Source organism: Methylocella silvestris BL2, assembly GCF_000021745.1.
Taxonomy (GTDB): domain Bacteria; phylum Pseudomonadota; class Alphaproteobacteria; order Rhizobiales; family Beijerinckiaceae; genus Methylocapsa; species Methylocapsa silvestris.
The window spans coordinates 2,699,887-2,724,543 of record NC_011666.1 but is presented as its reverse complement, the minus strand read 5'-3'; the positions used below and the strand labels follow the sequence as shown (position 1 = coordinate 2,724,543).

Genomic DNA, 24,657 nt, shown 5'->3' with positions numbered 1-24,657 from the left:
CTCAACACGCGGCCTCTTATGTCCCTGACCATCTTCGCCCTGCTCGTCGCCACGGGTTTCGCGGCCGGCTTTGTCGACGCCATCGCCGGCGGCGGCGGGCTTTTGACGCTGCCCGTCCTGACGCTCGCGGGGCTCGATCCGGTCAGCGCCATCGCGACCAATAAATTGCAGGGCTCGTTCGGCTCGGGCTCGGCGATGCGGACCTATGCCCGCGCCGGTCATATCCGCTGGAGCGAGGTCGGCTTGCTCGCCGCGCTTGCCGCGGCCGGCGCCGTCGCGGGCGCGGCGCTGGTCGCCCATCTTCCGGTCGATTGGCTCAAAGCTGTGCTGCCGGTCGCGCTTGTCTTGATCGCGGTCTATTTCGCCTTTTCGCCGAAAATCAGCGATCTCGAAACTCATGCGCGGATGAGCGTCAAAGCGTTCACGCTAACGATCATTCCGCTGATCGGCTGCTATGACGGCATGTTCGGACCGGGCGCCGGCTCTTTCTATGTGCTGGGCTTCGTCGAGCTGCTCGGCTATGGCGTCGTCAAAGCGACGGCGCATACCAAGGTCGCCAATTTTTCCTCAAATCTCGCCGCGCTGGCGACGCTCGCCATGACCGGACATGTCTGGTGGATACTCGGCCTCGCCATGGGCGTCGCGCAATTTTTCGGCGCGCGGCTTGGCGCGCATACGGCGATCCGCAATGGCGCGGCGCTGATCCGCCCGCTGCTGGTGACGATCTGCCTGCTGATCGCCGCGCGGCTTGCCTGGGCCCGGATGTAGGCCGGACCGCGGCCGCCTTACCAGCGCATCAGCGCGCTGCCCCAGGCCATGCCGGCGCCGATCGCCATCATGGCGATGAGGTCGCCCGGCTTCAGCCGGCCGGCGCGATTGGCCTCGTCCAGCGAGATCGGCAGCGAAGCGCTCGACGTATTGCCGTAGCGGTCGAGATTGAGCCAGCATTTCTCGATCGGCACGCCGACCCGCTCCAGCACCGATTCGACGATGCGCGCATTGGCCTGATGCGAGACGACATGATCGATCGCGGAAACGTCGAGGCCATTGGCGTCGAGCGCCTCCTGAATTGCGGCGGGAAGCACGCGCACCGCATATTTATAGATTTCGCGCCCGTTCATATGCACCTTATGCATATTGGCCGCGAGCACCTCCGCGGATTGCGGATGCCGGCTGCCGCCGCCGGGAATATTCAAAATATCGGCCGCGGTCCCGTCAGTGTGGAGGTGAAACGAGAGCAGCCCGCGCGCAGGATCGGAGGTCGGGCCGAGCACCATGGCGCCCGCCGCATCCCCGAACAGCACGCAGGTGTTGCGGTCGCTCCAGTCGACGAGCCGGCTCAAAAGCTCCGCCCCGATGACGAGCACGCGCCGCGCCGCGCCGGTCTCGATGAAGCGGTCGGCGATCGAAAGGGCAAACAGCGAGCCGGAGCAGGCCGCCGAGATGTCGAAGGCAAACGCGCGAGTCGCGCCGAGCTTGGCCTGCACCAGCACGGCGCAGGAGGGCAGCGGCATGTCGGCCGAGATGGTGCCGACGATGATCATGTCGAGATCCTCGGCGCGGCACCCCGCCATGGCGAGGGCGTGGCGCGCGGCGACAACCGCCATATCCGAGGTGTCTTCCCCCTCTGCGGCGATGCGGCGCTCCTTGATCCCGGTGCGCGAGGCGATCCATTCGTCGGTCGTTGCGACCATCTCTTCGAGGTCGCGATTGGTCAGGACGCGCTTTGGAGCATAGGCGCCGGTCCCCAGAATCTGGCTGTGTGTCAACCGTTCCCTTCCAACGCAATTGGCCGCTGGAGCCGTCTGTCGAACCGGCTGCAGCCTCAAAAAAACCCGGCGCGCTCTGCTCATTTCCCAGATCGGTCGATCCGGACGGGCAGCGCGTGGGCGCGGCTTAAGCTGAAAGGGATAGGCCTAAAACCCCCGCTTGCACAGGGACAGGGCCCCGATCCTCCGCAAGAACGGACGCGGCGGCTTCAAATCTGCTTCACAAATTGAAACATTATTGGCGGGGGCGGGGAGAAGCGCCTTCAAAAACAAAGAGCAAGAGGGCGCGAGGCCATCTTGCTCTTTTGCAATTCAAACGCTTGGGCGTTGAGGGTCAGTTCCGCCCGGCGCGCCGGCGGGTCGCCGCTTTCGCTTCGGCCTCATCGAGCGCATAGCTCCTTTGCAATCGATCGATTGTTTCGCGCGCGGCGCGCAACGAATTATTGTCGACGCGCGGGCGGACCGCCGCAAGCGTCCAATTGGCGGCCTCGCCGGCGGTTTCGCGTGGCTGCACGACCACCTCATTGACAAGTTCGAAGCCGTCGCACTGCTTCAGCGTTTCAAGGCAAACGGATTGCAGCTCCGCGAAGGAGCAGACCGCGCGATTCATGAGTTTCTCCACCAAGGTCGGGTTTGCCGTTGTTCGAGTGGAATTAGCTGCGTGCGTGGGCGAGATAGCCGATGAGGCAACCGACCATCGCGGCGATCAGGATCGGGCCGACCGGCTGCCGCGTTACGCCGTCGCGCGCCAGATGAAGGACGCCGGATTCGCCTGCGGCTGGGGCGGGATCGCCGGATAGCGCCTGCTCGGCCGGATACGACTCGTCATCGCTGTCAGAAATCAAATCCTTTTCTTCAGCGGTGTAAGTCGAGCTCAAGTCTTCCCGCGAGTCTCCAAAGTCGTAAGGAGCCATTGGGTTCAGTCCTCTTCAGTGATTTCGTGCAATGAAGCGCTGAATGAACAGCAGAGCTGCCGACGGCAGCTTCCGTGTTGACGTACTTTAAACGTGTGAACGCGAGAACTGTTCCCACGCGGCGTGATTTTGCTTGCAAACGGCGATGGCCGCGAATTCAGCCCCGCAGCCGGTTGACCCGATTTGAAACAGCTGCCTAGGGTTGGCCAAAGCCCGGAGCCTGCTCCGGACAGGTTTGGGGAGAAACCAAAATGCGCTTTTTGCTTGGACTCGTCGTCGGAGTCCTATTGACCGTCGGCGCCGCCTATATGTTCGATTCGACGCGCAAAGCGGAGGGAGCGGACGCGGCGACGCCGCGCCAGATGGTCAATTGGGACGTCGTGCAGGCCGAACTCAAGACTCTATCGGCCCAGATCGGCGATGGCTGGAGCCGCCTCACCGGCCGCAAGGACGGATGACCCGCGCTACTCGATCTTCTCATTGGGGTAGACGCCCCAGAGATCGCCCTGTTCGATATAGCCTTTGAATCCGTCGCCCCAGACGCGGCACCAGGATCCGTCGCAGCTGCGGACATTGGCGATCACATTCGATTGCAGATTGGCGGCGACGGCGGCCTTGGCGTCCGGCTTGTCGTAGACCGGCGAATCGGCGCCCTTCTTCCAGGGCGTCACGAGCGCGGTTCGCCGCCCCGACAGCAGCGAGTGCAGCACCCAGCCCTCCGAGCCTTCCGAGTCGCGCACCCGGCGCCAGATTTCGAATTCGGCGGTGATCTCGACGGGAAGTCCCGCGCGCAGGAACACCCAGGTCGTGCGGTGGTCCTTCGAGGGGCCTTCGCGCAAATTCACCCGGTCCGATTTAAGGCTGACATAGCGTGGGATCGGCAGCCCGCTGGCCGAGCCGAGCTGATCGGCGCGGGCGGGAAGCGGAAGAGCGCCAGCCGTCAGCAGCGCCGCAAGGAAAGCCAGAACCGGCAAAGCGTATTTGAAGGGCAGGGCCATGCGTCCTTCTCGTTCATGGCGACAAAACATCGTCTTTGCGCTCTCTTTACACGGGCCGGCCGGGTTCTGCCGCAGCGGCGATGCGCCGCGGCGGCGCAGACCGCGAAAGCGTCGTGAATGGCGTCCTTGCAAGCACTTGAGCCATCATCTTGGCAAGCATCCTTGTCTTTGAACCGCCATCTGATACGAAGACCGTGGCTCCGGCCCGGGGCTCGAAGGCAAGACTTCAGCTCCGGAACAAAGCGCCGCGTTGACGTTTCTGTCTTGCCCCGGTCATGGTTAAGGCCGCGTGAAGAGGCTCGCGGCGGTCGACGGCCCTCTGCCGGCGCGCCGCCGGGGAGACAGGTCAAGAGGCGGGAGGACAGGAAAGAGAATGGTCCGCAAGAAACCGCTTGTTATCGTCACGCGCAAGCTGCCCGACGTCGTCGAAACGCGAATGTGCGAGCTGTTCGACGCCAAGCTCAACATTGACGACAAGCCCATGTCGCGCAGCGAACTCGCGGCGGCAATGGCCGCGGCCGACGTTCTCGTTCCGACCGTCACCGACCGCATCGACGCCGAGCTGATCCGGGTCGCCGGCGAGCAGATGAAGCTCATCGCCAATTTCGGCAATGGCGTCGACAATATCGACGTCGGGATCGCGGCCGAGCGCGGCATCACGGTGACCAACACGCCGGGCGTGCTGACGGAGGATACCGCCGATATGACGATGGCGCTCATCCTCGCGGTGGCGCGGCGGATCGTCGAGGGGGCGAAGTCAATTCCCGACGGCGCCTGGTCCGGCTGGTCGCCGACCTGGATGCTCGGGCGCCGCATCACCGGCAAGCGGCTCGGCATTGTCGGCATGGGCCGCATCGGCCAGGCGCTGGCGCGCCGCGCCAAGGCGTTCGGCTTGCAGATCCATTATCACAACCGGCGTCATGTGGCGGCCGCGATCGAGGAGCAGCTCGAGGCGACCTATTGGGAGTCGCTCGACCAGATGCTGGCGCGCATGGACGTCGTCTCGGTGAATTGCCCGCACACGCCGGCGACCTATCATCTTCTGTCGGCGCGCCGGCTGAAATATCTGCGGCCGCACGCCATCCTCGTCAATACGGCGCGCGGTGAGATTATCGACGAGGCCGCGCTGACCCGCATGCTTGAATTGGGCGAACTCGGCGGCGCCGGGCTCGACGTCTTCGAGCATGAGCCCGCCGTCTCGAAGAAGCTGCTGCGGCTCGCCGAGGCCGGAAAGGTGACGCTGCTGCCGCATATGGGCTCGGCGACGACGGAAGGCCGCATCGACATGGGCGAAAAGGTCATCGTCAATGTAAAAACCTTCCTCGACGGCCATCGTCCGCCCGACCGCGTTCTCCCCTCGATGCTTTAAGTTTTCTGCATCGTTACGCCTTCGCGAGTTTTGGCGGCTCTCTTTCGTGCGGCGGCTAGGCCGCTATCAGCTCCGGTCGCAAAGACCGTCGCACTCGCCAGCGCACCGCTTCGTGGCGCCATTAGAAAACTGCTATGCGATGGCGACGGCGCATTCTCTCAGTTCCGGGCGCCAAATCCGCCGCCTGTATTAGGCAATGGTAAGCTTCCCGCGTGCGGCGCCGTCATCATCGAGGCCGTCCGTAAAGCTTGCGAACTTTGCCTTTAAGCTTGACGCCATCACCTCAATTGGCAGGTGAGATTGGGACTCATAGGTAAAACGTGAAAGCCTTTGGGAAAAGTCTTTCAACGTCAGACGGGATGGCTCTTGGGAGGTGGAACTACGTGTCCATCCTTCGCCCAATTCATAGAGATTAAAAGAAAAAATCCGCAGACCGTGGTTGCGATGGCGAGAGCGCCCATCATGCCCGCGGCGCCAAACTTCATGGAGAGAAGCGTGCCGCTCGCAGCTCCCGCCAGAGTGAAGCCGAGATTTGCGATGCCGTAAAAGGGCGCTCGGCGCGCGCCTATGTAAAGCGGGGCAAGCAGCGCGACGAGCGCATACGAGAATGCGAAATAAGAGCAAAAGACAATGAAATGAAAGGAGACGTCGCGTACCTCCTTCGGAAAGGCGAAAGTAAGGATCTCCTTATTGATGCAAAAGGGCAGGACGGCCGCAATAGCGGCGCCCACCAGCGCGGAGCCGAAAAGGGCCTTCCTCAGGCCGTCGAGCCACCTTCTGTCGTCACGGAGCAGCGCGTCGATGAAGGCCGGCATCATCGGTCTGGTCACAAGCGTGACTGGATTGACCAACCGCGCCATCAGCAAAATGCTCGTTGAGAAAACAATATAGTCGTATGAAGTCGTGGCGATCAGAACCAACATCGCAGAGGCGTAAACCTTCACGTAATCTGCAACCGGCGATAGGTAAAGTGGGATGCTTTCTGGCATGCGAGCCTTGAACGCGGCAACGGCGCTTCCGTCGATTGCGATGCGAAGCTTCCGAGTAACGAGCAGCTGAGCAAATATAACGATTTCCGCCGCTGCAGGGATGCCGAAGTAGGCGACGCACACCGTAAGGGCAGACAGTCGATTAGTGTAAGATAGAGCTAGCAAGCATATTACCATCAGAACGTTGGTAGCCGTTTGAATTATGCTCGTTACATGGTCTGTTCTTTCAGCAATGCGGTATAGTTGACCCCAACTTGCCGCGACCTGGACAAGATTTAGAATTATCCCGACGATCATGGCTGTGCTCAGCGAAATTTTCATATTGGCAATAATCGACGCGAGGGCGAGAACGCAGCAGACCACAAAAAGTAAAAAAACGTGGCTGCCAAATGTGTCGCGGATTGCCGCTCTAATCCGGCCGCGATCCTCGGTCGCAAAAGCGTGAGCAAGCTCTCTGATGTATAAAATTGCGTAGGGCAGGAAAATGAGGCCGACGACGGCCGTTACGTTCATCGTCGTCAGGAACGTGGCGTAATCGGCGGACGAGACGCCATGGGAGATGACCGGGAGGGCGACGAACACAGTCGCGCCGCCACTCAGCTTGGTGACAAAAGCGAAAGCCACCGAGCGAATCATCAAGAATGTGCGAGTCATCGTCTTCCGTTGTCGCGACTGAGATGTTCGTTAGCGCACATCTCATCGTTTGGCGACATGCCAGTGAGGCGCTGAACGACAGCTCAGCGACCATCGGGGCGTAGCGTCGCCCTTATCTGCGTTAGGCCCCGCGCAATGCTGGATTAAAGATCTTTTCGCAGGACACTTTTCCACCGCATTAAATATAAGCATTTATTGATTGTGAAAAATCGATTTTTGTCAGCGGCAAAATTGTGGAATCTGAAAAATATTTAATAGTGTTGTAATTCAAAACTCATCATTGCTCCCCATATTCGCAATTAAGTGATCTGAAAACGCCTTAATACACAAAAGCAGATGCAAATTCCGTAGACATGGCGGTTGCTGAAGTGTTAAACACCTCTCGTGATATTTCACGGACCTTTATATAGACACTCAACACAACCTCAGATAGCTTAACACACGCATCGCGTGCTGCAATATGTATTGCTCGGAGTCTATAGTGATGAATAAGCTGCCATGGTCGTGGGACGAAGCCGCAGTCAAGCCTGTGGCGCAGCCGGACGACCTCGAGTTGTTGGAGCCAGTGACGGGCTCCGTGTTCTTCGCCGTTTGCCTGCCTCCGCCCGTCCATGGCCAATCCCTAGTGAACGCTTCGGTGATGCGCGCGGCAGAGGAATTTGCCGGCGCGGACAAGGTGCAAGTCTTTGACATAGGTCCGGGCAAGCATAAGTCTGGCCTGAAGTATCATTTGACGCGCATTGGCAAGGTCGCCCGCGCAGGACTTGCCCTGAGCGCGCGCGGCGTGAGGCCGGGTCAGCAATTCTATACTGTGTTTGAGTCCGGCTTTGGCATTGTTTATAATTTTTTCATCATCGCGCTCGCGCGCTTTTTCGGCTACAATATAATTCTTCATCATCACACGTCGCAGCATACGCTAGTCCGTCAGGCGCGGTTTGCAGCATTGCAGCGCGTCGCCGGTGGCTCATGCCTGAATGTCGTGCTTTCCGACGAGATGGCCGAGAATCTGCATTTCCTTTATCCAAAGCTGCGCAATATCCTGGTGAGTCATAACGCCTGCCACATTGCGGAAGCCGACGGGGCCGGGCGGGCGGTTGTACGGCCGAACAAGCTGCGCATCGGATTCCTGAGCAATCTTTGCCGTGAGAAGGGACTCGACATCGTGCTTGATGTGGCGACGAAGTGCCGTGAACGCGGCCTTGAGCTGACGTTTGTCCTCGCGGGACCTGCGGCAGGCGAGGAGGCGAACGCTCTGCTTGTCGATGGTCGCCAACGTCTCGGCGATTATATTGAGATAATCGGCCCGGTCAGAGATAAAGCAAAAACCAATTTTTTCGAATCGATCGACGTATTCCTGTTTCCAACCCGTTACCGCTACGAGGCGCAGCCGTTGGTCCTTTTGGAGGCGATGAGCTATGGCTTGCCGGCAGTGACGACGAATTGTGGCTATATCGCTGAATTAGTCGGCCGGCAGGGCGCGATCCTCGAGCCGGACGGCAATCTGGTCGAATCCATTGTCGATCAGCTCGACCGGATGGTCAGCAATCGGCATGCGCGCTTCAATTCGGAGGAGATCAAGACGCAATTTCGCCGCCTGCGCAAGGCGGCGAGCGGCGAGTTGCGCGATCTTATGAATGCGCTGTTTGGGGTCGCCGAACGGCCCAGGCGAGATTTTGTTGTGTGACCTTGCGATCACGCAACAGAGCGCGTGCTTCAACAGAAGATCTGTATTAGAAAGGGCCGCCGCGATTTGCGGCGATGCGGCGATTTTTACAAAATGACGATTGCCTTACCCTCGTTGCTCAAGATTGAATTGGATCGTCTGCAATTCGATAAGACAGATAAATTTATCTGGATTGAACAGATACCAATCGGTTTTGGGGGCCAGATTTCCCGCCGCTTGCTGGGGCTAAAACTGGCTCTTGCATTGGACAGGAAGGCCGTTTTTTCGGACGTCGCGGACGCGCCCTATTTGCAAACCCTGGAGGCGCAGGATGTCGGCGCGCCCGACATCGACTGGTCGCTCTACGAGCTTTTCGATCCGCTTGCGCCGCAAGCAGATGCTTATTTGCGTTTCGAGTATGAGGGCGCGTCACGCAGGCTGAAGGATCACGGATATATTGAAAGCTGGGCGCGTGACAAGATCATCGCGCGTTTTGAGCTTCCGGCGGATTATAACGTAGACGGCGAGATTCTTAAATGGATGCGCCTCATTCCATCCGTAGCCGCGGAGATCGAATCTGCGCGCATCAGGCTTGGGATATCGTCAACGACGCTCGGAGTGCATTTCAGGCGCGGAGACAAGACGGTTGAATCCGCTTACGTTCCGGCCGCTCATTTCAATGACGCCATCTTGAGGGTTTTTGAAACTTGGCGGTTTGAGTCGCTTTTTCTCGCTAGCGATAGTCCAAAGGCAATTGAGGAAATCAAGACGCCGCCCGGCGTGCGAGTAATTTTCGACTTTGAAGAGATACGATACAACAACGCTAACCATAAGATGCTGTTTCGCAATCCGGCTCTAGCGCAACAGGAGACTTATACGGCGGCGAAGAACCTCGCCCTTCTATCTGCATGCGGCGGCGTGGTCGGCCAGGACAACGCACATTTTGCGACTCTCTCCGCTGCGGTCGTCGCAGCAAATTTTTCGGATAAGCGACGCATTCTCCTCCTGCACGGACAGGTTGCCGAACTCGAATCGCCGAGCCTTCGGCGCTATTTCGAGGTCAAGCGGACAATCCGTAAATTCGCTCGCGCCTGTGTGCCTGACGAAGTACGCGTCAAACTTCTCCGATTTAAGCTTTTCTAATAGTACACTAACTCGTCTCGCGCGCGCGCCGTTGAGCTTTGCACAATCCTACTTTGTAAGACCTTGGGCCGTATTTCGCGTGCCTTCTGATCCGTTTCCCGAGTCGCATCGCGCCGTGAAATTGTTTGGCGAACTGGCCGGTGGGGTTTCTCCCCGAGGTTCACGAATCTGTACAGTCCTTTGATTCTATGATAGGATTTAAGGCGCGGGGCGAATGTTTTGGCGAAGGGCACAAGGAAACCCCCGCGCTCGGCGTCGAGGCGGGGGTTAGCTGTCGAAGCTGCCAGATCACGATCGTTGGGCCTTGAGGGCGCATCGGGGGCGCCAACAAAGGGGGTGGCGAAACGGCCGGCTCCCGCGGGCGGATGCCTGCTCGGCCGGGGTATGGCCGGCCTGCCCGATTTACGCGCTCATTCCTCAGGAAGTTTCAGAGCGGACGGCGCTCTTACGCGTCCACCGCGGTGGCGCGCTCCTGCGCTTCGGCAGCCGCGGGGGAGGGCGCCTCCGCGGCGTAGAAAGGCGAGTGAATGGCGCGGCTCGCCGCCGCCGTCACGTCGCCGTCGAATAGTTTGACCGAGAGCTGACCGCCAAGCCGCCGCGCGGCGTCGGCGAGATAGCCCCGGGCATAGGCCTCGGCGTTCTCGACCGAGTCGAATTCGTAGAAACCACCAATGGTGTTGGTGTTGAGGCCAGCAAGCCAGGTCTTGCTCTTGAGGCCGGGGTTCTTCTTCATTTCGGTGTCGATCGGTCGCCAGTCGAGGCCGCCGAAGGGCAGCGAAACCTGGATTTCGGCGTAGAGAAATACTTTGCTGAGGCTCATCTGGTCTTCCTTTCCTGTTTTTTCGTCAATACTCCGGGCTTAGAACGGCTCGGAGAATGGACGCAGATCAAGTTCATGCGTAAAGGCGCTGCGCGGCTGCCGATAAAGCGACCAATAGGCCTCGGCAATCTCGTCGGCCTTCAGCAGCCCGTCTTCGCCCTTCGCCGCGACAAATTGCGGGAACCGCGCGCGGGCGTAGTCGCCATCGATAACGCCGTCGATGACGATATGGGCCACGTGGAGGCCGCGCGGTCCGAATTCGCGGGCGAGCCCCTGCGCCACGGCGCGGAGCGCGGCTTTCGCCGCGGCGAAGGCGGTGAAGGGCGGGCGCGCCCGCAGCGAGGCCGTCGCTCCGGTGAACAGGATGACGCCGCGCCCATTCGGCGCCATCCGCCTTGTGGCTTCGCGCCCGACAAGGAACCCGCCGAAAGCGTTCTGGCGCCACAAGTCCTCGAATTGATGCGCCGAGACGTCAAGCAACGGCGCCGCGACATTCGCCCCCGCATTGAAGACGACGAGATCGAGCGCGCCCCCTTGCGCGGCTTCGTCGAGCAGGGCAATCACCTCGCCTTCCCGCGTCGCGTCGAGCGCGCGCGCGTGAGCCTCTCCGCCAGCGGCGCGGATTTCGGCCGCACGGGTTTCGAGCCGCTCTCGCGTCCGACCGGCGAGAAAGACGACAAGTCCTTCCCGCGCGAAGCGGCGCGCCAGCGCCGCGCCAAGGCCGCTGGCGGCGCCGACCCCAAACACCACCGCAATCCGCCGCGCGCTCGTCTCGCTCATGTTCAGCCGCTTTCTGTTGTTGGCGACCGCTTTATGGCCTGCCGAACAGCAGAATGAAATTATTCGCCGGCATATCGATCCGGCTTTTTAGCGCAAGCCCATGCGCTTTTGCTGATTTTTCGAGGTCGCGCACGTCTTTAAGGCCCCATTCGGCGACGCCGGCGGCGAGGATCTCGCCGTCGAAAGCCTGATTCGAGGGGGTCGTATAGGCGCCGTCGACCTTGAACGGACCATAGATGGCGATCTCGCCGGAGGGTTTCAAAAGCTCTTCTCCGAGAGCGAAGATGCCATCGGCGATCGACAGGGGCGCCACCTGGAAGATGTTGATGACGAAGATCACGTCATAGAGCCGAGCCGCGGCGTCCGGCCATGAGTCCTTATCGGTGAGATCGATCCGGATCGGGTCGGCGACGGTAGTCAGCTTCTTGTCGTCGCGCTTTTCGCGAATGCTGTCGAAAACCGTGACGTCATAATCGGACGGCTGGAATCGCACGGTGGGGAAATGCGGCGCGAAATAAGTGACGTGCAGCCCCGAGCCGCTCGCGAGCTCCAGCGCGTCGCCTTCCTTGGGGAAGATCTCCTTGAACACGGCGAGGATCGGATCCTTGTTGCGGTTGCCGGCCCAGGCCACATAGGGGCAAAGGGGGGAGGGATCGATCGGCGGGCGCGGTTGGTCATTCATGGCGGAACTCCTCATTGCTTTCAAAAAAAGAGCAGGGCCGGGCGAGATCCACCCGGCGCCGTCAAGCGGCCAGAAGCTCGCGAAGATGCGTATCGATCGCCCGATTGTAGCCGGGGTCGAGGCCGAACAGAGCAAGATGGCCCCAGATCGAGGAGACGCGCCTGAGTTCGCTGCCCGGGATGAGCTTTTGCTCGGCGGCAAGGTCCTTCAGCGGGAAGAAGCCGTCCTCTTCAATCGCGATGACGAAGGTTTTCGCTTTGATCGAGGCGAGCGCGGCGACAATGTCGCCGCCAAAACGTCGCGCGGCGTCGTTCTCGCGCCATTTAGTCGCGAGCAGGATCAAATTATTCGGGTCCTGCGGCAGGAAATGCGCCTCGACGAAGCCGGTCAGAAAATCCTCGCTGCTGGTGAATCCCAGCGAGCGCCAGGCGGCGCGGTTGTAAAGATCCGGCGTGAATCCCGCCGCCGCGAAGAGCCGCGCGTGACGGCGAAGGCCGCGATGGGCCGCGCCGTCGGCATACCAGCCGCCGTCGAAAGCCGGATCGCTCTCGATCGCCTCAATGAATGTCGAGACCAGCAGCCTGTTATGAGCGGTCCCGCGCGCCGTTCCGGCGATCGGAGCCGCGCGCTCCACTGCCTCCGGAAAGCGCACGGCCCATTCGAAGGTCATTTGCGCGCCCATCGAGCCGCCGAGCACAAGTGCGAGCTTTTCGAGGCCAAATTTCTCGGCGATCAGCCGGCGCTGCGCCCTGACGTCGTCGGCGATGGAGATTTTTGGAAAGCGCGCGGCGTTGAAGGGCGCCGGCGTATTGCTCGGCGAGGTCGAAAGGCCGTTGCCGATCTGATTGACGAGAATGATGAAATATTTGCTGGCGTCGAGAGCGCGGCCTTCGCCGAGATAGGCGCTCTCGAGGATGTTCGTCGTGCCCGAGTACCAGGTCGGAAACAGGATGGCGTTGGATTTATCGGGCGCGAGCTCGCCGAATGTGGCGTAGGCGAGTTTCAGGCCGCGGATCTTGTCGCCGCTTTCGAGGTCGAAATCGCCGAGATCGAATGTCTCGAACGGCCCGTGGATGTCCTGCGCGTAATAGGCGGTCATGGGATTCTGAAGCTGGCGGGGAGCGCGCTGCTCCGGTCACGCTTCAGATAAACATATAATCTATAGAAACAGTCAACTAAAAAGCGAATGAAGGCGCGAGACCCGCCGCCTCGACCTTCACACCCGCCGCGCCAGAAGCTTGTCGATCCGCCGGCCGTCGAGGTCGACGATCTCGATCACCCAGCTCTCATAGGAGAATTTCTCGCCGACCTCGGGCAAATGACCGAGCTGCACGAGGACGAAGCCGGCGACCGTATGAAACTGCCGATCCTTGGGGCGCTTCACGCCGAGCCGGTCGAACGCCTCATCGGCGGGGGTCATTCCGTCGATCAGCAGCGAGCCGTCGTCGCGTTCGACGATATAGGGGTCGTCGCCGCTGGCGTCGGGCAGATCGCCGGCGATCGCCTGCAGGAGATCGGTCTGCGTCACAATGCCTTCGAGCAGGCCATATTCGTCGAGAATGATGGCGAGACGCACCGGCGCCGCCTTGAACTGATCGAGCACCTTGAAAATCGACATCGTCTCATAGACGACGAGCGGCTGGCGGATCGCCGTCATCGGGTCGAGCTCCCCGCCGTCAAGCACCTGATGCAGCAGATCCTTTTTCAAGACCATGCCAAGCGGCTCGTCGATCGCGCCGCGCCCGACGAGGAGCTGCTCATGCGGGCATTCGCGGATCGTGCGCAGAATGTCCTCGCGAGCATCCTCCGTGTCGATCCAGTCGACGTCGGTGCGCGGCGTCATGATGTCGCCGATGCGCCGTTCGCCGATGTTGAGAACGCGGACGACGACTTCTTCCTGGCTTTCCTGCAGGATGCCGGCTTCCTGGCTGGCCTGGATCAGCAGCTTCAGCTCCTCGGCCGAATGCATCGAGCCTTCGCCGGCGCCGGGCGACAGGCCGAAGCCTTTCAAGACGAGATTGCCGAGGCCGTTGAGGGCGCTGATCGCCGGGCGCAGCAGCATGAGAAAGAGGCCGAGCGGCCGCACCACGGCGAGTGCGGTCGCCTCGCTCCGCTGCAGCGCGAGGCTTTTTGGCGCGAGTTCGCCGAGAACGATGTGAAGCGCGGTGATGATCAGGAAGGAGATCGCGACCGCCGCCGCGTGCGAGCTGGCGGTCGCAAGCGAGCCCGGCAGCCAGCTGACCAGCGGCTCGATCAGATGGGCGAGGGCCGGCTCGCCGATCCAGCCGAGGGCGAGCGAGGAAATGGTGATGCCAAGCTGGGTCGCTGCGAGATTGGAATCGAGATGGTCGACCGCGCGTTGTAGCGCGACCGCGTGAGGGCGCCGGTTCGCGACGAGTTCGGCGACGCGGCTGCGCCGGATCGCGACAAGAGAGAATTCCGAGGCGACAAAGAAGCCATTGGCGGCGACAAGAGCAAAGACGGCCAATATTCCTGTAAGGTCGGACATGGAAATACTGGCGGCGGAACCGGGCATAGTCTCCTCTCCTGCGCGAATAACGCCCGCAGCAGGCGTCGGCCGGCGCTTATAACATGGCTAAGCTGATTGTGGCAGGGTTCGCCCTCCGCAAGCATTAAAGGAATTCCGCCCGGCCATGAAAACCCTCGCCATCGATCTCGACGATACGCTTGTCGACACCATCTCCGTTCTGCTCGACTGGATCGAGGAAAGCCGGGGGTTTCGCGTCGACGCCGCGCGGCTTGCGACCTATCAGCTCGGAGCGGACGAGAAGCAGACGATGGAGATCGTCAATGGCTTCTATGACGCCAAGGCGCATCACAACCTCAGCGCGAATCCGGGCGCAGTTGCGGGCTGCGCCGCCCTCGCCAATGCAGGGTTTCGGCTCGTCGTCGTCACCGCGCGCAAACCGGAGACGGCGGCGCTGACCGAGGCGCTTGTCGAGCGGCTGTTTCCGGGCGCTTTTTCGGAGGTCCACGCCGTCGGCCATCATCCAGACAAGGTGCGGGCGCTGCGCCGGGTCGGCGCCCGGCTGCTCATCGACGACAATGCGCGTCAGATCCGCCGCGCCGCGGACGCCGGCGTTCCAACCGTGCTGTTCGGCGATCTGCCCTGGAACCGCGATTTTGCCTGGCCGCGGCGGGCCGCCGGATGGACAGACGTCGTCGCGATGGCGCATTCGTTCTGATCTGCGCTTTTTCGAGGCGAATGGCGCGCCTCCCAGGCGTTGACAGGGCCGCTCCTTGTCGGCTTCTAGAGCATGACGCCGAACATCTGCCGACGTCATCCTCCCGCGCGGCCTTTCGATCCTCCTCCCGGACATCGGACGAAATGAACGCCATCCCGATCGACCTCGCAAAACCCTGGCGCTGGCTCAAGACCTGGATCGAGACGCATCGCACGGAGCTGCGCCTCGCCGTCCGCGTCACTATCGCCGCGCTCCTCACTTATGTTTTGTCGCTGCTGCTGCATGTGCCGCAAATCCTGTGGACGGTGCTGACGGCCGTCGTCATGTCGCAGCTGAGCCTTGGCAAATCGGTCAAGACGACGGCCGATTATTTTCTCGGCACGGTCGGAGGCGCAGCCTATAGCGGGCTCGTCGCCGTGCTGGTTCCGCATAATGACGAGATTCAGTTCATTGCGGTGCTCGTCATTTCGATCGCGCCTCTGGCGCTTCTTGGGGCGGTGAAGCCGCGCTTCAGCGCCGGGCCTTTCACGGCTGTCATGGTTCTATTCGCGCCGACCATCATCCATGCGTCGCCGCTGGAATCGGCGTTCTACCGCGTGGCGGAAGTGTTGCTCGGCGGGCTGACGGCGCTGGCCGTCTCCTTTTTTGTGCTGCCGTCGCGGGCGCATAATCTTGGACTTGAAGCCGCCGACACCATGCTGCGCCGCATGGCTCAGGCGCTGCGCCAGCTTCTCGCGGGGCTGCGCCTCTCCCCTCGACATCGCCCGGGTTTCCGAAATTCAGGCCGGGCTTGGCCCCGCGCTGAACAGGCTGGAAGTCATCGTCGACGAGGCGCGCCGCGAGCGCGTGCCTTATCTTGCCGCCGAACCGCCGCTGCAGCCTTTGCTGACGATGCTGCGGCGGCTGCGCCACGATCTCGTCATCATCGGCCGCGCCGCGATCGCGCCGCTTCCGGGCGGTCTGCGCGAGCGCCTTGCCGCCTCGCTCTCCCGCGCGACCGAAAGCGCGGCCCTGTTTCTCGAGGCCAGCGGCCATGCGCTCGTCTCGGGCGATGCGCCCTCGCTCGCCGACTTTGAATCCGCGCTCGAGGCTTATGACGCGGAAATCGCCGCCTACCGCCAGGAAGGGCTGACGCGAAGCCTTTCCGTCGAAGAGCTGGAGCGATTGTTTGCGCTTGGCTTTGCGCTGGAGCAGCTGCATCAGGATCTGAAGGAGCTGAACGGTTGGACCGCGGAGTTTTCGGCGATCCGCGCCGGCCGGTAACGCCCTTCCGCGCGCCGGCGGCGCGCCAAAAGCTCAGCGGCCGGAGGCCTCGGCCATCGCCGCCAGCAACTCATCCTGCCGGAAGGGTTTGGCGAGGCGCGGCAGCGGCTTCTCGTCGAGGCCAAGATGCGGCAGTTCGGCATAGCCGCTCGCGAGCACGATGGGCAGCGCCGGATAGCTGGCCCGGATGGCGCGGGCGAGCTCAAGCCCGGTCATGCCCGGCATGGCGTAGTCGGTGATGACGAGATCGGGCGCGCTGCCGTTCTGCAGAAGCCGCAGAGCCTCGGCCCCGGAATGAGCCTCGATGACGCTGTGGCCCAGATCTTCGAGGATCGAGGAGGCGCCCGCGCTGACCAGGAGATCGTCGTCGACGAGGAGAACCGTGCAGGGCGCGAGATCGGCGCGCCAGCTTTTGCGCGCGTCCGGCGCGGCGCGTTTGCGCGGCTCGTCGAATTCCGCCTGCGGCAGCCAGAGTTCTACGGTGGTGCCGGCGCCGACGCGGCTCGATATTTCGATCGCCCCGCCGGATTGAACCGCAAGACCCTGCACCATCGAAAGTCCGAGGCCCGTGCCCTTGCTTGGCCCTTTGGTCGTGAAAAAAGGATCGGCCGCCTTGGCGAGCGTCGCCGCGTCCATGCCCTGCCCTTCATCGATAACGCTGATGCGCACATAGGCGCCGGGGCTGATCGCCTTGCCGGGGCTTTGCGCGGCGACGATTTCGTTTGCGGCGGCGATGGTGATGGCGCCGCCCGAGGGCATCGCGTCGCGCGCATTGACGGCAAGGTTGATGAGGGCGAGTTCGAGCTGATTGCCGTCGACGCGCGCGAACCGAAGATCATCCGGCAAGCGCTTTTCGATGCTGACGCCGGGGCCGAGCGCGCGCCTGAGCAGCTCTTCCATGCCGTTGACAAGCTGCGCGACGTCGACTGCTTCGGGCTTTAGCTCCTGACGACGCGAGAACGCGAGCAAACGCTGCGTCAGCGCCGCGCCGCGCTCGGCGCCCTGCATGGCGGTGTCGACAAGGCGGCTGATGCGCGGCTCGTCGGGCAGACGCTTTTTCAAAAGCTCGAGGCTTCCCATGATGGCCGTCAGGAGATTGTTGAAATCATGCGCGACGCCGCCGGTCAGCTGTCCGATGGCGTCCACTTTCTGCGCCTCGAACAACTGCGCCAGCGCCTGCTCGCGCTCGCGCGTGCGGGCGTCGATGCGCGTCTCGAGATCCTGATTGAGCCGCTTCAGCTCCGCGCTCGATTGTTCGAGCGCCGCCGTACGCTCGGCGACGCGCTCCTCGAGTTCTTCATTGAGGCGTTCAAGCTGGCGCGTCTTGCGGTGCAGTTCGGCGAACACCTTGACTTGGGCGCGCAACACTTCGGGAACCACAGGAACCTGCACATAGTCGACGGCGCCGGCCTCATAGCCGCGCAGCCGGTCGGGATCGGTGATCTGGATCGCCGACACGAAAATGATCGCGACCGTCTCGAACCGCGGATGTTCGCGGATCATCCCCGCAAGCTCGTAGCCGTCGAGCTCCGGCATGCAGACGTCGATCAATATAACCGCGACCTCGGTCTTGAGAAGATGCGCGAAGGCCTCGCGCGCCGAGGCCGCCTTGATGAGATTTTCCTGAAGCTCGTCGAGAATCGCTTCATAGCTCAGCAGTTTGCCGGGCTGATCGTCGACGAGCAGGATGTTGACTTTATCGTTCGCGGCCATTGCCTGTTCCTACCGGTGCAGCCACATGCGCAGGACGGCGAGCAATTGTTCGCGGTCGACCGGCTTTGCGAGATAATCCGACGCGCCGGCGTCGATGCATTTTTCGCGGTCTCCCTTCATCGCTCTTGCGGTGAGGGCGACAATCGGCAGGCGCCGGAACGCCGGCTCCGTGCGCACCCGCTGCATCGTCTCATAGCCATCCATGTCGGGCATCATCACATCCATCAAGACGATTTCGATCTCGGGGCGCGCGCGTAGCGATTCGATCGCCTCGCCTCCATTGGAGGCGGTCAGAACGCTCATGCCGCGCCGCTCCAGGACGCCGCTTAGCGCGAAAATATTGCGCGCGTCATCATCGACGAGAAGAACGGTCCGGCCAACGAGATCGTCATTCGAATCATACAGGCGCTCGATCAGCGCCCGCTTGTCGGCGGAAAGCTCAGGCACGGAGCGATGCAGCGCAAGCGCCGTCTCGTCAAGCAGCCGTTCCGGCGACAGCGCCTTCTTCAGAACGAGCGACCGGGAGAGCGCGTCGATTCGTCCCTCCTCGTCGGGCGACAGACCCTCTTCCGCGAACAAAACGATCGGGGTGCGGCAGAGCGCGTCGTCATCGCGCATTTGCGCGATGAGATCGAAGCCGGGCTCGCGCGCGGACTTAAAGTCCTGCGCAACGGCGTCGATCGCGCGTTCGCGCAGCGCGGCAAGCGCGTCGGCGGCGGTCGCCGCGGCGATGATCTCGACGTCATCGCCTCCGAGGAGCTCGTCCCATTGAGCCTTCCCGGGTTCGCTCGTCGTCAGCAGCAGCGTTTTCTGCTGCCTTGCCGCAAAAGTCTTGAGCCGCATCAGCGCGGCCTTCAGATCGCCAGGCCGAACCGGGGCTTCCAGAAAATCGAAAGCGCCGCGCGACAGAGCATAGTGTCGATCCTCTATAGCGCCCGTCGCCGCAACCGGAATGTGCCGGGTCGCGATCGACTGCTTCAGCTGCGCCAGCACATTCCAGCCCGGCGGATCGGCGAGGCCAAGGTTGAGCAGGATCGCGGCGGGCCTGTAGAGATCCGCCAGCCCCGGCGCGTCCGCCCCGCGCGCGGCGGCGATCGCCTTGAAGCCGATTTCTCGGCCGATCGCGGCGGCGGCGCGGGCGCCGCGTTCATCCGCCTCGACGATCAGGAGCGTCAGATCGCCGGGCTCGATCGCTGCGCGGTCGTCGGTCCAGGCGTCGGCCTGATCGCTCTGTTGCGCGGCGAAGGTGCGCCCCTCGTCATGGGCGGCGCGCGGCGCGACCTCGACATTCGTGTAGGCGAGCGGCAGATAAAGCGTGAAGACGCTGCCTTCGCCCGGGACGCTTCGCAACTGGATCTCGCCGCCGAGCAGCTGCGCGAGGTCGCGGCTGATCGCCAGCCCGAGGCCGGTGCCGCCATATTTGCGGCTCGTGCCCGCGTCCGCCTGCTGAAATGCTTCAAAAATGATCTTCTGCTTTTCGGCCGAGATGCCGATGCCGGTGTCTGCGACTTTGAAAGCGACGACGCCCTTGGCGCGCGCCAACGACAGATTATCCGCGCTCCATCCGGACGCGGCCGGCGCAACTTTCAGGCTGACGCCGCCGGCGGCGGTGAATTTGAAGGCGTTGGACAGGAGATTTTTCAAGATCTGCTGGAGGCGCTTGACGTCGGTGACGATATGGCCGGAAAGCCCCTCGGTCGCCTCGACATCGAAGGAGAGCCCGCGGCTCTCGGCCTCGTGCCGGAACGGGCGCGCGATCATTTGCAAAAGATGCGCGAAGGAAATCTCCTCGGCGTCGATCGAGACGGTGCCGGACTCGATCTTCGACAGATCCAATATGTCGCTGATCAGATTGAGTAGATCGCTGCCCGCCGCATGGATGGTGCGGGCGCATTCGACCTGCCGGTCGGACAGATTGTGTTCGACATTGTCGCTGAGCTGTTGACCGAGAATTAGGATGCTGTTCAAGGGCGTGCGCAGCTCATGGCTCATATTGGCCAGGAATTCCGATTTATATTTTGAGGTCAGAGCAAGCTCGCCGGCCTTTTCTTCAAGGGCGCGACGGGCCTGTTCGATCTGCTGATTCTTGGCCTCCACCTCATTGTTACGCTCCTCGAGCTGTTGCGCCTTGAGCTCGATCTGTTCGTTGGTCTGTTGCAACTCCGTCTGCCGCGCCAGCAGTTCGGTCGCGAGCTGCTGCGATTGTCCGAGCAATCCTTCCGTCTGCATACTGACGGCGATGCTGTTCAAGACGATGCCGATGCTGGCGGTGAGCTGCTCCAGAAAGGAGATCTGCAACTCCGTCAGCGGATTCAGCGAAGCGAGTTCGATGACCGCGCGCGCCTCGCCTTCGAACAGGATCGGCAGCACGATCGCGGTGCGCGGCGCGGCCTTGAACAGGCCGGAGCGGATCGGCAGCACGTTGGGCGGCAAGTCGGAGATGAGGATGCGCCGTCCGTCGCGCGCGCATTGTCCGACGAGCCCCTCGCCGAAAGCGATCCGCCGCGGATGATCGCCATCATCGGCATAGGCCGAAAGCAGCGTCAGCTCGTCGCCCTCGACCTGATAGATGACGCCATTCTGCGCGCCGATCAATTCCGCGAGCTCCGACAAAAGCATGCGCCCGACGGTGACGAGATCGCGCTGGCCCTGCAGCAGATTGGTGAAGCGCGCGAGATTTGTCTTCAGCCAGTCCTGTTCGGCGCCGCGCTCCGTGGTCAGCCGCAGATTGCGGATCATGGTGTTGATGTTGTCTTTGAGTTCGGACACTTCGCCGCGCGCCTCAACCTGAATGGCGCGCGTGAGATCGCCCTTTGTGACGGCGGTCGCGACCTCGGCGATCGCGCGCACCTGCGTGGTCAGATTGGCCGCGAGCAGATTGACGTTGCCGGTCAGATCCTTCCAGGTGCCGGCGGCGCCCGGCACATTGGCCTGTCCGCCGAGCCGGCCCTCGACGCCGACCTCGCGCGCGACGCTCGTCACCTGATCGGCGAAGGTCGCCAGCGTATGCGTCATATTGTTGATCGTCTCGGCGAGCGCAGCGACCTCGCCCTTGGACGCGACGGTCAAATTCTGCTTCAGATCGCCATTGGCGACGGCGGTGACCACCTTGACGATGCCGCGCACCTGCTCGGTCAGATTGGCGGCCATGACGTTGACCGTGTCGGTCAGATCCTTCCACGTTCCGGCGACGCCCGGCACCTTGGCCTGTCCGCCGAGTCGTCCCTCCGTGCCGACCTCGCGCGCGACGCGCGTCACCTCGCCGGCGAAGGCGTTGAGCTGATCGACCATGGTGTTGATTGTGTTCTTCAGCTCCAGAATTTCGCCCTTGACGTCGACAGTGATCTTTCGCGAGAGATTGCCGCGCGCCACAGCTGTGGTCACCTCGGCGATGTTGCGCACTTGCGTCGTCAGATTGGCCGCGAGCAGATTGACGTTGTCGGTCAAATCCTTCCACGTGCCGGCGACGCCGGGCACGACGGCCTGACCGCCGAGGCGCCCGTCGGTGCCGACCTCGCGCGCGACGCGCGACACTTCGCCGGCGAAGGAGCGCAGCTGATCGACCATGGTGTTCAACGTGTCTTTCAACAGCAGGATTTCGCCGCGCACGTCGACGGTGATCTTGCGCGAGAGGTCGCCATTGGCGATCGCGGTGGCGACGCCGGCGATGTTGCGCACCTGATCGGTGAGGTTGCCGGCCATTGAATTGACGTTGTCGGTCAAATCTTTCCACGTGCCGGCGACGCCGGGCACCTGCGCCTGTCCGCCGAGCTTGCCCTCCGTGCCGACCTCGCGCGCGACGCGGGTGACTTCTCCGGCGAAGGCGTTGAGCTGGTCCACCATGGTGTTGACAGTGTTCTTCAGCTCCAGCATCTCGCCTTTGACGTCGACGGTGATTTTCCGCGAAAGATCGCCGCGCGCCACGGCCGTCGTCACCTCGGCAATGTTGCGCACCTGCGCGGTCAGGTTCGACGCCATCGAGTTGACGTTCTCGGTCAGATCCTTCCACGTGCCGGCGACGCCGGGCACCTGCGCCTGTCCGCCGAGCTTGCCCTCCGTGCCGACCTCGCGGGCGACGCGGGTCACCTCGGAGGCGAAACGGCTCAGCTGATCGACAGTCGTATTGATGGTTTCCTTAAGCTCCAGAATCTCGCCCGACACATTGACGGTGATTTTCTTCGACAAATCGCCGCTGGCGATGGCGGCCGAGACGGCGGCGATGTTGCGCACCTGCGAGGTCAGGTTCGAGGCCATCGAATTGACATTGTCGGTGAGGTCTTTCCATGTGCCGGCGACGCCCGGCGCCTGCGCCTGTCCGCCAAGCCGTCCCTCGGTGCCGACCTCGCGCGCGACGCGCGTGACTTCGCCGGCGAAGCCGTTCAGCTGATCCACCATGGTGTTGATGGTTTCTTTTAGCGCCAGGATCTCGCCCGAGACGTCGACGGTGATTTTGCGCGAGAGATCGCCGCGGGCCACCGCCGTCGTCACCTCGGCGATGTTGCGCACCTGCGCCGTGAGATTGCCGCACATGGCGTTGACGGAGTCGGTGAGGTCCTTCCAGGTTCCGGCGACGCCGGGCACGAGCGCCTGTCCGCCGAGCTTGCCTTCGGTGCCGACCTCGCGCGCGACGCGCGTCACCTCCGAGGCGAAGGAGCGCAGCTGGTCGACCATCGTGTTGATGGCTTCTTTCAGCTGCAAAATCTCGCCGCGCACGTCGACCGTGATTTTCTTCGACAGATCGCCATGGGCGACGGCGATCGTGACCTCGGAAATATTGCGCACCTGCGCCGTCAAATTCGACGCCATGGAGTTGACGCTTTCGGTCAAATCCTTCCAGACGCCGGTCACCTCGCGCACTTCGGCCTGGCCGCCGAGCTTGCCGCCGGCGCCGACCTCGCGCGCGACGCGGGTCACCTCGGAAGTGAACACGTCGAGCTGGGCGATCATCGCATTGACGGTGGTGGCGGCGCGCAGAAACTCGCCCTTCAGCGGGCGCCCCTTGAATTCCAGCGGCATCGGCTGGAGCAGGTCGCCCTTGGCGATCGCGGTGATGGTCGAGGTCGCCGCCGTCGTCGGCCAGACCAGATCGTCAATCAGCGCGTTGACGGAGGCTTCCATGTCGCCCCAGGCGCCGCCGGACAGGCCGAAGCGCACGCGGGTTCCCGTCTGGCCCTCGCGTCCGACCGCCTCAAGGACGCGTTCGAGCTGGCCGGCGATGGATTGATTGGCTGCGGCGATCTCGTTGAAGGCCTCGGCGATTTGGCCTTCGACGCCACGGCCGTTGCGCGGCAGGCGCACGGTGAAGTCGCCCCGGCGCAGCGATTCGAGGGCGCCGAGCAGTTGGTCCAGACTAGGGGTGGGATCGGATCTTACCGCCATCGCGTCCACTTGCCGCTCCTTTTGCGAATTCCACGGACGGCCCGGCTTTGGACCTCTGTCGCGCCTTCGCTCTTAACGCGCAACGAACCGCGCCGCTTCAATCGCCAACAAATTGTTTTGATGGATTTTGAGCTTGTCTGACGAATTTCGGCGTATCAAGGCCTTTGAGGCCCTGCCGCGCAAGAGGGCGCACTCCCGCAAGGAGACGGTTGACCCGGGGTCGATCTATCTCGATCATGAATTTTTCTATAATCGAATGAAAGACGCCGCGCAAAAGACGGGCGGATCGGGAGGATCTGGTTTGGTCAGTAATTCGGCGGAGCTTTCGCTTGAGGCGCGCAATGAGCGTCAGGCCGGGATCAGGGCGCGGTTTTGCGAGCTGAAGGACTTCCTCGAGGCGGGATTGATCGGCGGCGAAACGCTTGTCGAACGCTTATTGATCGGGCTCCTGGCCGACGGCCATCTGTTGATCGAGGGCGCCCCCGGCCTCGCCAAGACGCGGGCGGTCAAGCTTCTGGCGGAAGGCCTGTCGGTGCCGCTCGCGCGCATCCAATGCACGCCCGATCTGATGCCGGCCGATCTCACCGGCACCGCCGTCTGGCGCCAGGATCGCGGCGTCTTCGAATTCGTCGCCGGGCCGATCTTCCATTCCCTCATCCTTGTCGATGAGATCAACCGCGCTCCGCCCAAGGTTCAGTCTGCCTTGCTTGAAGCGATGGCCGAGCGGCAGGTGACGGCGGCGGGCGTGACGCGTCCATTGCCAGACCCGTTCATGGTGGTCGCGACGCAAAATCCGATCGAGCATGAAGGCACTTTTCCGCTGCCCGAAGCGCAGCTCGACCGCTTCATGATCCATGCCGAGGTCAAGCTGCCGGATGCGGCGACCGAGCGCAAAATTCTCGATCTCGTCGAGCATGAGGCGACCGAGGGCACGCCGACGGCCGCCCATCACCTTGGCGCCGCCGAGATCGCCGCGGCGCGGGCGGCGGCGACGGGCGTCTATCTGTCGCCGGCCGTGAAGGATTACATCGTGCGTCTCGTGACGGCGCTGCGCAGCGAGGAAGTCGCGCCGCGGATCAGGCGCAAGGTTGAGCATCCGCCGTCCCCGCGCGGCACCATTGCGCTCGCCAAAGGCGCCAAGGCGCGGGCCTTTCTCGCCGGGCGCGATCATGTGACGCCGCAGGACGTCGCCGAACTCGCGGTCGATACGCTGGCGCATCGCACGATCCTCACCTGGCGCGCGCTCGCCGACGGCGACACGACGCGTAGCGTAATTCTGGAGCTTCTCGACGAGATCACGCCGGTCTGAATCCGC

Annotated in this window: 20 protein-coding genes and 1 pseudogene; 9 read left to right on the top strand and 12 right to left on the bottom strand. The window is 62.5% G+C overall.

Translation table 11 applies throughout. The annotated features are described in order from the left end of the window. Positions 1-18 precede the first annotated feature (18 nt). Positions 19-768, top strand: coding sequence for a TSUP family transporter (locus tag MSIL_RS12710; protein WP_012591488.1), 750 nt, complete (start codon positions 19-21; stop codon positions 766-768). Between the two features lie 17 nt (positions 769-785). Here the strand turns inward: MSIL_RS12710 and MSIL_RS12705 are convergent, their stop codons facing one another. The 3 genes from MSIL_RS12705 to MSIL_RS12695 form a co-directional block, all read right to left on the bottom strand. After that, complete coding sequence (locus MSIL_RS12705) at positions 786-1,769, bottom strand: beta-ketoacyl-ACP synthase III (protein ID WP_012591487.1); 984 nt, start codon at positions 1,767-1,769, stop codon at positions 786-788. A 334-nt stretch (positions 1,770-2,103) separates the two neighbouring features. Next, positions 2,104-2,379 carry a hypothetical protein gene (locus tag MSIL_RS12700; RefSeq protein ID WP_012591486.1) on the bottom strand — a complete coding sequence of 92 codons (276 nt, stop codon included), beginning with the start codon at positions 2,377-2,379 and terminating at the stop codon, positions 2,104-2,106. A gap of 43 nt (positions 2,380-2,422) precedes the next feature. After that, positions 2,423-2,614: a hypothetical protein gene (locus MSIL_RS12695; RefSeq protein WP_148213088.1), complete on the bottom strand. Its 192-nt coding sequence runs from the start codon at positions 2,612-2,614 to the stop codon at positions 2,423-2,425. Positions 2,615-2,934: 320 nt separating this feature from the next. On the opposite strand from MSIL_RS12695, the gene MSIL_RS12690 reads away from it, so the two are divergent. Further along, the gene (locus MSIL_RS12690; protein WP_012591484.1) at positions 2,935-3,141 is read left to right on the top strand and encodes a hypothetical protein; all 207 of its coding nucleotides are present in this window, start codon (positions 2,935-2,937) and stop codon (positions 3,139-3,141) included. A gap of 6 nt (positions 3,142-3,147) precedes the next feature. On the opposite strand, the gene MSIL_RS12685 is transcribed toward MSIL_RS12690, so the two are convergent. Beyond that, on the bottom strand, positions 3,148-3,681 hold the full coding sequence (locus MSIL_RS12685) for an SH3 domain-containing protein (RefSeq protein WP_012591483.1): 534 nt from the start codon (positions 3,679-3,681) through the stop codon (positions 3,148-3,150). A gap of 373 nt (positions 3,682-4,054) precedes the next feature. Here MSIL_RS12685 and MSIL_RS12680 point away from each other — a divergent pair, with 373 nt between their 5' ends. Next, positions 4,055-5,050 (top strand): 2-hydroxyacid dehydrogenase, encoded by a 996-nt coding sequence (locus MSIL_RS12680; protein WP_012591482.1) that lies wholly within the window; start codon positions 4,055-4,057, stop codon positions 5,048-5,050. Positions 5,051-5,400: 350 nt separating this feature from the next. Here MSIL_RS12680 and MSIL_RS12675 read toward each other — a convergent pair whose 3' ends face one another. Continuing rightward, positions 5,401-6,693, bottom strand: a complete 1,293-nt coding sequence (locus tag MSIL_RS12675; RefSeq protein ID WP_012591481.1) for a polysaccharide biosynthesis protein — start codon at positions 6,691-6,693, stop codon at positions 5,401-5,403. A gap of 484 nt (positions 6,694-7,177) precedes the next feature. On the opposite strand from MSIL_RS12675, the gene MSIL_RS12670 reads away from it, so the two are divergent. Together MSIL_RS12670 and MSIL_RS12665 are read left to right on the top strand one after the other, a co-directional pair. After that, a complete protein-coding gene (locus MSIL_RS12670) occupies positions 7,178-8,377 on the top strand; it encodes a glycosyltransferase family 4 protein (RefSeq protein ID WP_012591480.1) in 1,200 nt (399 codons plus the stop codon). A 93-nt stretch (positions 8,378-8,470) separates the two neighbouring features. Next, positions 8,471-9,499, top strand: coding sequence for an O-fucosyltransferase family protein (locus MSIL_RS12665; protein ID WP_012591479.1), 1,029 nt, complete (start codon positions 8,471-8,473; stop codon positions 9,497-9,499). Positions 9,500-9,944: 445 nt separating this feature from the next. On the opposite strand, the gene MSIL_RS12660 is transcribed toward MSIL_RS12665, so the two are convergent. From MSIL_RS12660 to MSIL_RS12640, 5 genes are all read right to left on the bottom strand, one after another. Continuing rightward, the gene (locus MSIL_RS12660; protein ID WP_012591478.1) at positions 9,945-10,319 is read right to left on the bottom strand and encodes a YdhR family protein; all 375 of its coding nucleotides are present in this window, start codon (positions 10,317-10,319) and stop codon (positions 9,945-9,947) included. 39 nt (positions 10,320-10,358) lie between these two features. Continuing rightward, a complete protein-coding gene (locus MSIL_RS12655; protein ID WP_012591477.1) occupies positions 10,359-11,099 on the bottom strand; it encodes an SDR family NAD(P)-dependent oxidoreductase in 741 nt (246 codons plus the stop codon). A 31-nt stretch (positions 11,100-11,130) separates the two neighbouring features. Then, a complete protein-coding gene (locus MSIL_RS12650) occupies positions 11,131-11,781 on the bottom strand; it encodes a DUF938 domain-containing protein (protein WP_012591476.1) in 651 nt (216 codons plus the stop codon). Positions 11,782-11,842: 61 nt separating this feature from the next. Next, positions 11,843-12,880 carry an alpha/beta fold hydrolase gene (locus tag MSIL_RS12645; protein ID WP_012591475.1) on the bottom strand — a complete coding sequence of 346 codons (1,038 nt, stop codon included), beginning with the start codon at positions 12,878-12,880 and terminating at the stop codon, positions 11,843-11,845. Positions 12,881-12,997: 117 nt separating this feature from the next. Continuing rightward, the gene (locus tag MSIL_RS12640) at positions 12,998-14,317 is read right to left on the bottom strand and encodes a hemolysin family protein (protein ID WP_012591474.1); all 1,320 of its coding nucleotides are present in this window, start codon (positions 14,315-14,317) and stop codon (positions 12,998-13,000) included. A 118-nt stretch (positions 14,318-14,435) separates the two neighbouring features. On the opposite strand from MSIL_RS12640, the gene MSIL_RS12635 reads away from it, so the two are divergent. From MSIL_RS12635 to MSIL_RS21990, 3 genes and pseudogenes are all read left to right on the top strand, one after another. Continuing rightward, the gene (locus MSIL_RS12635; RefSeq protein ID WP_012591473.1) at positions 14,436-14,987 is read left to right on the top strand and encodes a haloacid dehalogenase; all 552 of its coding nucleotides are present in this window, start codon (positions 14,436-14,438) and stop codon (positions 14,985-14,987) included. Then, positions 14,951-15,613, top strand: a pseudogene (locus tag MSIL_RS22350) (FUSC family protein); the annotation flags it as partial. The gene MSIL_RS12635 and the pseudogene MSIL_RS22350, both read left to right, overlap by 37 nt. 46 nt (positions 15,614-15,659) lie before the next feature. Next, a complete protein-coding gene (locus tag MSIL_RS21990) occupies positions 15,660-16,250 on the top strand; it encodes a hypothetical protein (protein WP_244406125.1) in 591 nt (196 codons plus the stop codon). Positions 16,251-16,283: 33 nt separating this feature from the next. Here the strand turns inward: MSIL_RS21990 and MSIL_RS12625 are convergent, their stop codons facing one another. Next, positions 16,284-17,963, bottom strand: a complete 1,680-nt coding sequence (locus MSIL_RS12625) for a response regulator (protein ID WP_012591472.1) — start codon at positions 17,961-17,963, stop codon at positions 16,284-16,286. A 9-nt stretch (positions 17,964-17,972) separates the two neighbouring features. Next, complete coding sequence (locus tag MSIL_RS12620; protein WP_083772224.1) at positions 17,973-23,342, bottom strand: HAMP domain-containing protein; 5,370 nt, start codon at positions 23,340-23,342, stop codon at positions 17,973-17,975. 301 nt (positions 23,343-23,643) lie between these two features. Between MSIL_RS12620 and MSIL_RS12615 the strand changes: the two genes are divergently transcribed. Next, entirely contained in the window at positions 23,644-24,651 is a 1,008-nt protein-coding gene (locus MSIL_RS12615; RefSeq protein ID WP_012591470.1) for an AAA family ATPase, read from the top strand. Positions 24,652-24,657 lie beyond the last annotated feature (6 nt).

Coding starts and splice junctions, on each gene's coding strand:
- MSIL_RS12710 (WP_012591488.1), top strand. CDS start 19: ATGTCCCTGACCATCTTCGCCCTGCTCGTCGCCACGGGTTTCGCGGCC.
- MSIL_RS12700 (WP_012591486.1), bottom strand. CDS start 2,379: ATGAATCGCGCGGTCTGCTCCTTCGCGGAGCTGCAATCCGTTTGCCTT.
- MSIL_RS12690 (WP_012591484.1), top strand. CDS start 2,935: ATGCGCTTTTTGCTTGGACTCGTCGTCGGAGTCCTATTGACCGTCGGC.
- MSIL_RS12685 (WP_012591483.1), bottom strand. CDS start 3,681: ATGGCCCTGCCCTTCAAATACGCTTTGCCGGTTCTGGCTTTCCTTGCG.
- MSIL_RS12680 (WP_012591482.1), top strand. CDS start 4,055: ATGGTCCGCAAGAAACCGCTTGTTATCGTCACGCGCAAGCTGCCCGAC.
- MSIL_RS12675 (WP_012591481.1), bottom strand. CDS start 6,693: ATGACTCGCACATTCTTGATGATTCGCTCGGTGGCTTTCGCTTTTGTC.
- MSIL_RS12670 (WP_012591480.1), top strand. CDS start 7,178: ATGAATAAGCTGCCATGGTCGTGGGACGAAGCCGCAGTCAAGCCTGTG.
- MSIL_RS12665 (WP_012591479.1), top strand. CDS start 8,471: ATGACGATTGCCTTACCCTCGTTGCTCAAGATTGAATTGGATCGTCTG.
- MSIL_RS12660 (WP_012591478.1), bottom strand. CDS start 10,319: ATGAGCCTCAGCAAAGTATTTCTCTACGCCGAAATCCAGGTTTCGCTG.
- MSIL_RS12655 (WP_012591477.1), bottom strand. CDS start 11,099: ATGAGCGAGACGAGCGCGCGGCGGATTGCGGTGGTGTTTGGGGTCGGC.
- MSIL_RS12650 (WP_012591476.1), bottom strand. CDS start 11,781: ATGAATGACCAACCGCGCCCGCCGATCGATCCCTCCCCCCTTTGCCCC.
- MSIL_RS12645 (WP_012591475.1), bottom strand. CDS start 12,880: ATGACCGCCTATTACGCGCAGGACATCCACGGGCCGTTCGAGACATTC.
- MSIL_RS12640 (WP_012591474.1), bottom strand. CDS start 14,317: ATGCCCGGTTCCGCCGCCAGTATTTCCATGTCCGACCTTACAGGAATA.
- MSIL_RS12635 (WP_012591473.1), top strand. CDS start 14,436: ATGAAAACCCTCGCCATCGATCTCGACGATACGCTTGTCGACACCATC.
- MSIL_RS12625 (WP_012591472.1), bottom strand. CDS start 17,963: ATGGCCGCGAACGATAAAGTCAACATCCTGCTCGTCGACGATCAGCCC.
- MSIL_RS12620 (WP_083772224.1), bottom strand. CDS start 23,342: ATGGCGGTAAGATCCGATCCCACCCCTAGTCTGGACCAACTGCTCGGC.